This window comes from Geodermatophilus chilensis, assembly GCF_002802985.1.
GTDB lineage: Bacteria > Actinomycetota > Actinomycetes > Mycobacteriales > Geodermatophilaceae > Geodermatophilus > Geodermatophilus chilensis.
The window spans coordinates 1-8,449 of sequence record NZ_NVPT01000194.1 but is presented as its reverse complement, the minus strand read 5'-3'; the positions used below and the strand labels follow the sequence as shown (position 1 = coordinate 8,449).

The 8,449-nt window shown below is 75.7% G+C and carries 9 protein-coding genes and 1 pseudogene; 7 read left to right on the top strand and 3 right to left on the bottom strand.

The genetic code is table 11. The features are described from left to right. The first annotated feature begins 24 nt into the window (after nucleotides 1-24). Genes dut through CNO22_RS23360 form a run of 5 tightly spaced genes read left to right on the top strand, consistent with a single transcriptional unit; the run spans nucleotide 25 to nucleotide 3,265 of the window. Entirely contained in the window at nucleotides 25-504 is a 480-nt protein-coding gene (gene dut, locus CNO22_RS23380) for a dUTP diphosphatase (protein WP_100501670.1), read from the top strand. Nucleotide 505: 1 nt separating this feature from the next. Beyond that, on the top strand, nucleotides 506-1,225 hold the full coding sequence (locus tag CNO22_RS23375; protein WP_100501669.1) for a DUF3710 domain-containing protein: 720 nt from the start codon (nucleotides 506-508) through the stop codon (nucleotides 1,223-1,225). Then, a complete protein-coding gene (locus tag CNO22_RS23370; protein ID WP_100501668.1) occupies nucleotides 1,222-2,031 on the top strand; it encodes an alpha/beta hydrolase family protein in 810 nt (269 codons plus the stop codon). Before CNO22_RS23375 ends, CNO22_RS23370 begins: the two co-directional genes overlap by 4 nt. Continuing rightward, nucleotides 2,028-2,405, top strand: a complete 378-nt coding sequence (locus tag CNO22_RS23365; protein WP_100501667.1) for an OB-fold nucleic acid binding domain-containing protein — start codon at nucleotides 2,028-2,030, stop codon at nucleotides 2,403-2,405. The genes CNO22_RS23370 and CNO22_RS23365 overlap by 4 nt, the downstream gene beginning before the upstream one ends. Continuing rightward, complete coding sequence (locus CNO22_RS23360; protein ID WP_100501666.1) at nucleotides 2,402-3,265, top strand: DUF3159 domain-containing protein; 864 nt, start codon at nucleotides 2,402-2,404, stop codon at nucleotides 3,263-3,265. Before CNO22_RS23365 ends, CNO22_RS23360 begins: the two co-directional genes overlap by 4 nt. Nucleotides 3,266-3,287: 22 nt before the next feature. On the opposite strand, the gene CNO22_RS23355 is transcribed toward CNO22_RS23360, so the two are convergent. Together CNO22_RS23355 and CNO22_RS23350 are read right to left on the bottom strand one after the other, a co-directional pair. Next, complete coding sequence (locus CNO22_RS23355; RefSeq protein WP_100501665.1) at nucleotides 3,288-3,956, bottom strand: potassium channel family protein; 669 nt, start codon at nucleotides 3,954-3,956, stop codon at nucleotides 3,288-3,290. Continuing rightward, nucleotides 3,956-4,624, bottom strand: coding sequence for a potassium channel family protein (locus CNO22_RS23350; protein ID WP_100501664.1), 669 nt, complete (start codon nucleotides 4,622-4,624; stop codon nucleotides 3,956-3,958). The genes CNO22_RS23355 and CNO22_RS23350 overlap by 1 nt, the downstream gene beginning before the upstream one ends. A gap of 164 nt (nucleotides 4,625-4,788) precedes the next feature. Here CNO22_RS23350 and CNO22_RS23345 point away from each other — a divergent pair, with 164 nt between their 5' ends. Together CNO22_RS23345 and CNO22_RS23340 are read left to right on the top strand one after the other, a co-directional pair. Then, nucleotides 4,789-6,825, top strand: coding sequence for an APC family permease (locus tag CNO22_RS23345; protein WP_100501663.1), 2,037 nt, complete (start codon nucleotides 4,789-4,791; stop codon nucleotides 6,823-6,825). Further along, nucleotides 6,818-8,176: a class I SAM-dependent RNA methyltransferase gene (locus CNO22_RS23340; RefSeq protein WP_100501662.1), complete on the top strand. Its 1,359-nt coding sequence runs from the start codon at nucleotides 6,818-6,820 to the stop codon at nucleotides 8,174-8,176. Before CNO22_RS23345 ends, CNO22_RS23340 begins: the two co-directional genes overlap by 8 nt. A gap of 4 nt (nucleotides 8,177-8,180) precedes the next feature. Here CNO22_RS23340 and CNO22_RS29420 read toward each other — a convergent pair. After that, nucleotides 8,181-8,449: pseudogene (locus CNO22_RS29420) on the bottom strand (hypothetical protein); the annotation flags it as partial.

Here is an 8,449-nt window from a genome sequence, read left to right as displayed (position 1 = left end):
AAGGGTTCGTCGGCAGCAGCCGATGTGTATCAGGGCCAGGAGGTGGAGGTCCCGGTGCGGCTGGCCTCCCCGGAGGACGTCCTCCCCGCCTACGCCCTGCCCGGTGACGCCGGCGCCGACCTGGCGATCGCCGAGGACCTCGAGCTCGCGCCGCTGCAGCGCGCGCTGGTGGGCACCGGCGTCGCGGTGGCCATCCCGGAGGGCTACGCCGGCTTCGTGCACCCGCGCTCGGGCCTGGCCCACCGGGTCGGACTCTCCCTGGTGAACGCCCCGGGCACCATCGACGCCGGCTACCGCGGGGAGGTCAAGGTCAACCTGGTCAACCTCGACCCCACGATGCCGCTGACGCTGCGCCGGGGCGACCGCGTCGCCCAGCTGGTGGTGCAGCCGGTCGTGCGCGCCCGCTTCGTGCCAGTCGAGCAGCTGCCGGAGAGCGCGCGGGGAGCCGGGGGCCACGGGTCGACCGGCGGGCACGCGAGCGTCCAGGAGAAGGGGGCCGACTGACATGCCGTTCGGACGGCGACGCAACCGGATCGACCGCAGCCTGCGCGAGCGCGGGGTGCCGCCGGAGCCGCAGCACAAGGTCCGCGAGGTCGACGAGACCACGGGGCCGTGGGACTCCGCCGACGCCCCGGACGACGGTGTCGCCCGCATCGACCTGGGCTCGCTGCTGCTGCCCGCGGTCCCGGGCACGGAGCTGCGGGTCGACGTCAACGCCCAGCAGAAGGTCATCGGCGCGACCCTCCGCTACGGCGACTCGTTGCTGCAGGTGGCGGTGTTCGCCGCGCCCCGCGCGGCCGGCATCTGGGACGACGTCCGCGGGGACCTCGCCCGCAGCGCCTCGGGGCAGGGCGGCCGGCTCGAGGAGGTCGACGGGCCGTTCGGGCCGGAGCTGGCCGGCTTCGTGCGCGCCACCCCGCCGGCGCAGCCCGGTCAGCCCGCGCCCGCGCCGGTGCGCCGGCCCGCGCGGTTCCTCGGCGTCGACGGTCCCCGCTGGTTCCTGCGCGGCATGATCAGCGGCCCCGCGGCGGAGCGCCCGGAGGCCGCCGCGGCGCTGGAGCAGGTGTTCCGGCAGATCGTCGTCGTCCGCGGCACCGCGCCGATGCCGGTGCGCGAGCAGCTGCCGCTGACCCTCCCACCGCAGGCCGCCGCCCAGCTGGCCGCGCAGCAGCAGCAGGCCGTCCGGCAGCCGGGGACCCCGCCGCCGGCCGCGCCCGGCGCGTGACCCCCGTCCGCACCGCCTACGGGCCGCACCCCGACCAGTTCGTCGAGCTGACGCTGCCGGCGGGCACCGGCCCCGCGCCGGCGGTCCCCGTTCCCGTCGTGGTGGTGCTGCACGGCGGTTTCTGGCGGGCGGCGTACGGCGTCGAGCTGGCCCGCCCGCTCGCTGCGGACCTGGCCGCGGCCGGCCTCGCCGCCGTCGCGGTCGAGTACCGCCGGGTCGGGTCCGGCGGCGGCTGGCCGGCCACCCTCGCCGACGTCGCCGCGGCGCTGGACGCGCTGCCGGACCTGCCGGGCGCGGACCGGCTCGACCTCTCCGACGTCGCGGTCGTCGGGCACTCCGCCGGCGGGCACCTGGCCGCCTGGGCGGCCGGACGGTCCCGGCTGCCCGAGGGGGCGCCGGGTGCACGGCCGCGGGTCCGGGTGGCCGCCGCCGTCCTGCAGGCCGGGGTGCTCGACCTGGCGCGTGCCGCCGGGCAGCGGCTGGGCGGCGGCGCGGTGCAGGACCTGTTCGGCGCCGAGCCGGCGCACGCACCGGAGCGCTACGCGGCGGCCGACCCGGTGCGCTTGGTCCCGACCGGCGTCGACCTGCTGTGCGTGCACGGCACCGACGACGAGGTCGTCCCGGCCGAGCAGAGCAGCCGTTACGCGGCCGCCGCCGCGGCGCAGGGCACGACCGTCGACGTGCGGCTGGTGCCGGGCGACCACATGGTGCTCATCGACCCGGCGGGAGAGCCGTGGGCGCTGGTCCGCGAGTGGCTGCGGGCGCGCGTCGGGGGCGGCCGCGGCGGTTCTACGCTGGGTCCGTGACCGAGACACGCCAGGGCAGTTGGCTCGCGCGGACGCTGCAGCGGCTGACCGCCGACGACCAGACCATCGACGCGGAGCAGCTGCGCGCGGGCTCGGCGAACGCCGGCTGCGAGGCGGTCAGCGCCTGTCGCAAGGGTGCCGTCGTCACCGTGACCGGGCGGCTGAAGTCGGTCGTCTACACCCCGCGGGAGACGGTGCCCACCCTCGAGGCGGAGCTGTTCGACGGCTCCGGGTCGGTCACCCTCGTCTGGCTCGGCCGCCGGCGCATCCCCGGCATCGAGCCCGGCCGCTCGCTGACCGCTCGTGGCCGCTTCGCCTCCTTCGACGGGCGGCAGGTCATCTACAACCCCCGGTACGAGCTGAGCGCCGGGTGACGGCTGCGCCCGAGGGGGACGGGCTCCCCGGGGCGGCGCCCCGGGGGGACGCCGGGGCCGGGCCGCCCGGCCTGGCCTTCGACCGGCACCTGGTCCTCGAGCAGCTCGGTGGCTGGCGCGGCATGCTCGACGCCACGCTGCCCACGGTCGCGTTCATCGTGGCCAACTCCGTGGCCGGCCTGCGCGCCGGCATCGGGGCCGCGCTCGTCGCCGCCGTCCTGCTGTTCGGGCTGCGGCTGGTGCGCCGGGAGAGCGTGCAGCAGGCCTTCAGCGGGCTCTTCGGCGTCGCGATCGCCGTGGCCATCGCCGCCGCCTCCGGACAGGCCCGCGACTTCTTCGTCCCCGGCCTGATCCGCAACGCCGCCCTGGGCGTGGTGCTCATCGGGTCGATCGCCGTGCGCTGGCCGCTGGTCGGCGTGGTCGCCGAGTTCCTCGCCCCCAGCCACCTGGGCTCGATGGCCACGCACTCACTGGGCCGGCACTCGGTGCCGGGCCTGCGCCGCCGCATCGACCGGGTCAACGCCACGCTGCACCACCGGCCACCGCCGGACCCCGCGACCGGTGTCCGCCCGGCCGACCCCGCGCCCGAGCGGCACTGGCGCGACGACCCCCGGATGGTGCGCGCCTACTCCTGGCTGACGCTGATGTGGGGCGTCGTCTTCCTGGTGCGCGTCGCCGTCCAGTGGGTGCTCTACCGCGCCGACGAGGTCGAGCTGCTGGGTACCGCCTCGCTGCTGCTGGGCCTGCCGGTCACCGCCGTCGAGGTCGTGGTGACCCTGTGGGTGGTGTCCCGGCTGCACCGGCACCGGGCCGACGCCGTCGAGCCGCCGAAGGCCGGCGGCCGGCGTCCCGCCGCCTAGCGGCCCGGGACGGGGTCCTCCTTCAGAGGGTCTGTGCGGGGGAGAGCACCTGCTGCAGCTGCTCCTCGACGTCGGCGTGGGTGATGAACAGCAGCTCGTCGCCGACCTCGAGCGGCTCGTCCGGGGTCGGGGTGATCACCCGGTCGCCGCGCAGGACGGCGGTCAGCACCGTCTCCCGCGGCAGCGGCACCTCGCGCAGCGGCTTGCCGGCCCACGGCGTGTCGTCGGCGAGGGTGATCTCGACCAGGGTGGCCGCGCCCTTGCGGAAGCTCATCAGCCGGACGACGTCGCCGACGGTCACCGCCTCCTCGACCAGCGCGGCGAGCACCCGCGGGGTCGAGACGGCGACGTCGACGCCCCACGCCTCGGTGTAGAGCCACTCGTTGCGCGGGTCCTTGACGCGGGCGACGACGCGGTTGACCGCGAACTCGGTCTTGGCCAGCAGCGAGACCACCAGGTTGGCCTTGTCGTCGCCGGTGGCGGCCACGACCACGTCGCAGGTGGCCAGCTGGGCCTCCTCGAGGGAGGAGACCTCGCACGCGTCGGCCTGCACCCACTCGGCGCCGGGCACCGCGCGGGTGCGGACCTTGCGGCCGTCCTTCTCGATGAGCATCACGGTGTGCCCGTTGGAGAGCAGCTCCCCGGCGATCGAGCGCCCCACGGCACCCGCGCCCACGATGGCGACGCGCATCAGTGTCCCCCTCCCGTGGGGCCCTGCTCGACCGTCTCGTGCACCCGCTGCGTGATCTCGTCGGTCGAGGCGACCACGAGCTGGTCGCCGTCCTGCAGCACGGTGGCCGCGGTGGGCAGCTCGGCCTCGCCGTAGCGGACCAGCCAGGCGGCCCGCGCCCCGGAGGCGGCCTCCAGCTCGGACAGCCGCCGGCCGACCCACGGCTCGGTGACGGTGACCCGCATGAGCAGCACCTGCCCGGTGGGCTCGCGCCACAGCTCGCTGACCTTGACCGACAGCAGCTCGCGCAGCAGCCGGTTCACCGTCCAGGGGACGGTCGCGACGCTGGGGATGCCCATCCGCTCGTAGACCTCGGCGCGCTTGGAGTCGTAGATGCGGGCCACGACGTGCTGGACGCCGAAGGTCTCCCGCGCCACCCGCGCGCTGATGATGTTGGAGTTGTCGCCGCTGCTCACCGCGGCGAAGGCGCCGGCGGAGTCGATGCCGGCGTCGAGCAGCGTCTGGCGGTCGAAGCCCAGACCGGTGACCTGGCGGCCGGCGAAGTCCGGGCCCAGCCGGCGGAAGGCCTCCGGGTCCTGGTCGATCACGGCGACGCTGTGGCCGACCTCCTCGAGCCGGCGGGCGATCGCCGACCCGACGCGGCCGCAGCCCATCACGACCACGTGCACGGGTTTCTCCAAGCTCACGAGGTGCGGTGCGCCGGGGGCGGAGCCCGGCGTGTGTCCCGGGCGCGAAGCTACACCTGGGCGCCGCCGGGTCCGCTGTCCGCAGCGCCGCAACTCACCCTCCGGGCGGGGGCGCGGGAGGTCCCGGCGTCCGTACCATCGCCGCCGTGCCAACGCTGTCCGACCTCGGACAACTCCCGAAGCGCCTGGTCCTGGGCCGCCCCGTGCGCAGTGACCGGCTCGGGGAGTCCCTGCTGCCCAAGCGGCTGGCGCTGCCCATCTTCGCCAGCGACCCGCTCTCCTCGGTGGCCTACGCCACGCAGGAGATCCTCATCGTCCTGACGCTGGCCGGGACGGCGTTCCTCTTCCTCGCGCCGTGGCTGGCGATCGCCGTCGTCCTGCTGCTGGCGACCGTCGTCCTCTCCTACCGCCAGGTGGTGCGCGCCTACCCCTCGGGGGGTGGCGACTACGAGGTCGCGATGAAGAACCACGGGCAGTTCGCCGGGCTCACGGTGGCCAGCGCGCTGCTCGTCGACTACGTGCTCACCGTGGCCGTGTCGGTCGCGGCGGGCACCGACAACATCATCTCGGCGTTCCCGGCGCTCGACGAGCACCGCGTGGCGATCGCCGTGGGCCTGGTGGCGCTGCTGGCCGCGGCGAACCTGCGCGGGCTGCGCGAGTCCGGCCGGACGTTCGCCGTCCCGACCTACCTGTTCATCTCCGGCATCCTGGTGATGGTCGTCACCGGGCTGATCCGCCACTTCTTCGGCGCGGGCCTCGACGCCGAGAGCGCCGGCTACTCGATCACCCCCGAGCCCGGCTACGACCAGGTCGCCGGTCTGGCGCTGGTCTTCTTCGTGCTGCGCGCCTTCGCCTCCGGGTGCACCGCGCTGACCGGCGTGGAGGCGATCGCCAACGGCGTCCCGGCGTTCAAGCCGCCGAAGAGCCGCAACGCCGCGACGACGCTGGCGCTCATGGGCGGCATCGCCGCGACGATGTTCTCCGGCGTGACCGCGCTGGCCCTCGCCGCCGACGTGAAGTACGCCGAGCACCCCTGTGACCTCGTGGGCTTCACCGCCTGCGAGACCGAGCCGCAGCGCACGGTCATCGCCCAGATCGCCGCGGCGGTGTTCGGCGGCCCGACCTCGCTGGGCTTCTTCTACATCCAGGCGGCGACCGCACTCGTCCTCATCCTGGCCGCCAACACCGCGTTCAACGGCTTCCCGCTGCTGGGCTCGGTGCTCGCGCAGGACCGCTTCCTGCCCCGGCAGCTGCACACCCGCGGCGACAAGCTGGTCTACAGCAACGGCATCCTGCTGCTCGCCGGGTTCGCCGCGCTGCTGATCGCCGCCTTCGGGGCCGACGTCAACCGGCTGATCCAGATGTACATCGTCGGCGTCTTCACCAGCTTCTCGATCGGCCAGTGGGGCATGGTCCGGCACTGGAACCGCGAGCTGCGCGCGGAGGCCGGCCCGCGCGCCCGCGCCCGGATCCGGCGGTCCCAGGCGATCAACGCCGTCGGCGGCTCGCTCACCACCGTCGTCCTCGTGATCATCGTCGTCACGAAGTTCACCCACGGCGCGTGGCTGGTCCTGCTGGTGATGCCGGTGCTCTTCATGCTGATGAAGGCGATCAACCGGCACTACTCGCACGTGGCCGAGCAGCTGGTGCCCGACACCGACTCACGGATGCTGCCCAGCAAGGTGCACGCCGTCGTGCTGGTCGCCAGGGTCCACAAGCCGACGCTGCGGGCGCTGGCCTTCGCCCGCGCCACCCGGCCGGACCACCTCACCGCGCTGACGGTGAACGTCGACGACGCGGACACCCGGGCGCTGCAGCAGCAGTGGGAGCGCTACGACATCCCCGTCCCGCTGACGGTGGTCGAGTCGCCGTACCGCGAGATCACCCGGCCGGTCGTGGACTTCGTCAAGTCCATCCGCCGGGACAGCCCGCGTGAGCTGGTCGTCGTCTTCGTGCCGCAGTACGTCGTGGGCCACTGGTGGGAGAACCTGTTGCACAACCAGAGCGCGCTGCGGCTGCGCGCCCGGCTGCAGTTCCAGCCCGGCGTGATGATCACCTCGGTGCCCTGGCAGCTGGAGAGCTCGGTCGGCCGGGAGGACACCGGACTACGCGCGACCGGTCCGGCGCCCGGTGACCTGCGCCGCGGTCTGGCCGACGAGCCGGAGCAGACCCCCTATGGATGAGAAAGGACCCCCTCCTCCCCACCCCTCGCAGGCTCGGGGCGGTGCCCGGGAGGGGGCCGGCCGCCCGCGTCCGGCTGCTCCCGCGCGCCCGGACCGGGGGGGCGGCTGGACCGGCCGGGAGTTCGAGGTCGCCGTCGGCCCGGTGGCCCACGGCGGCCACTGCGTCGCCCGGCACGAGGGGCGGGTCGTCTTCGTGCGGCACGCGCTGCCCGGCGAGCGGGTCGTCGTCCGGGTCACCGAGGACCGCCAGCCCGGCTTCTGCCGCGCCGACGCGGTCGAGGTGCTCGAGGCCGCCCCCGACCGGGTGCCGCGGCCCTGCCCCTACAGCGGCCCCGGGCGCTGCGGTGGGTGCGACTGGCAGCACGTCGCGCACGAGGGCCAGCTGCGCCTCAAGGCCGCGGTGGTCCGTGAGCAGCTGACCCGGCTGGGCGGGCTGTCCGCGGACGACGCCGTGGTGCGCGACCTGGTCGTGGAGGAGCTGCCCGGCGGTCCGCTGCGCTGGCGCACCCGTGCGCGCTTCGCCGTCGACCGGTCCGGGGCGCCGGGGCTGCGCCGGCACCGCTCGCACGACCTGGTGCTGCTCGACGACTGCCCGATCACCGTGGAGCCGGCCGCGCACGCCGTCCTCGACCGCCGCTGGCCGGGCGCCGGCGCGGTGGACGTCGCCGTCGACTCCGCCGGCACGGTGACCACCACCCGGCTCGACCGCCGCGGCCGGCCGCAGTCGACGCGGGTGCTGCACGCCGGCGAGGAGGTGCCGGCCGAGCCGGCCGGGCGCGCCGCGCGCTGGGCCGCCGGGCGGGACTGGGAGGTCGAGGGCACCGGCTTCTGGCAGGTGCACCCTGCCGCGGCCGACGCGCTGACCGCGGCGGTGTCCGCGTTCGCCGGCGTCCGGCCGGGGGAGACCGTGCTCGACCTCTACGCCGGGGCCGGGCTGTTCGGCGGCGCGCTGGCCCCCGCGGCCGGCGACGGGGGCCGGGTGGTGTGCGTGGAGGCCGACGAGGCCGCGTGCGCCGCCGCCGAGGCCAACCTCGCCGCGCTGCCGCAGGCCGAGGTCTGGCAGGGCGAGGTGGACGCCGAGGGGCTGACCGAGCTGCTCGCCGAGCTGGGCGGGGCCCCCGACGTCGTCGTCCTCGACCCGCCCCGGGCCGGTGCCGGGGCCGCGGTCAGCCGGGTGCTCGCCGGCGCCGGTCCGCGCGCGGTGGTCTACGTGGCCTGCGACCCGGCGTCACTGGGGCGCGACGTGGCCGCCTTCGTCGAGGGCGGCTACCGGTTGACCGCGCTGCGCGGCTTCGACGCCTTCCCGATGACCGCGCACGTGGAGTGCGTGGCGCTGCTCGAGCGCGCCTGACGGCTCACTTCCGGCCGCGCTTGCCGCGGTCGTGGCGGTCCTCGTCGTCCTCGCTGTCCGCCGGGGTGGTCGTGGCGGTCGGGCCGGCGTCGGTCGGCGTCGGCGTCGCTGACGGGGTCGACGGCACCACCTGCGGGACGGCGGGCACGGCGGCCTGCACGGTCGGGGCCGGGACGGCCGGCTCCGGGACGGTCGGCGCCGGCGCGGCCGGCTCTGGGGCCGTCCCGTATAGACATCGGACGCTGTCGCCGCCCCCTGCGTCGTACGTGTCCG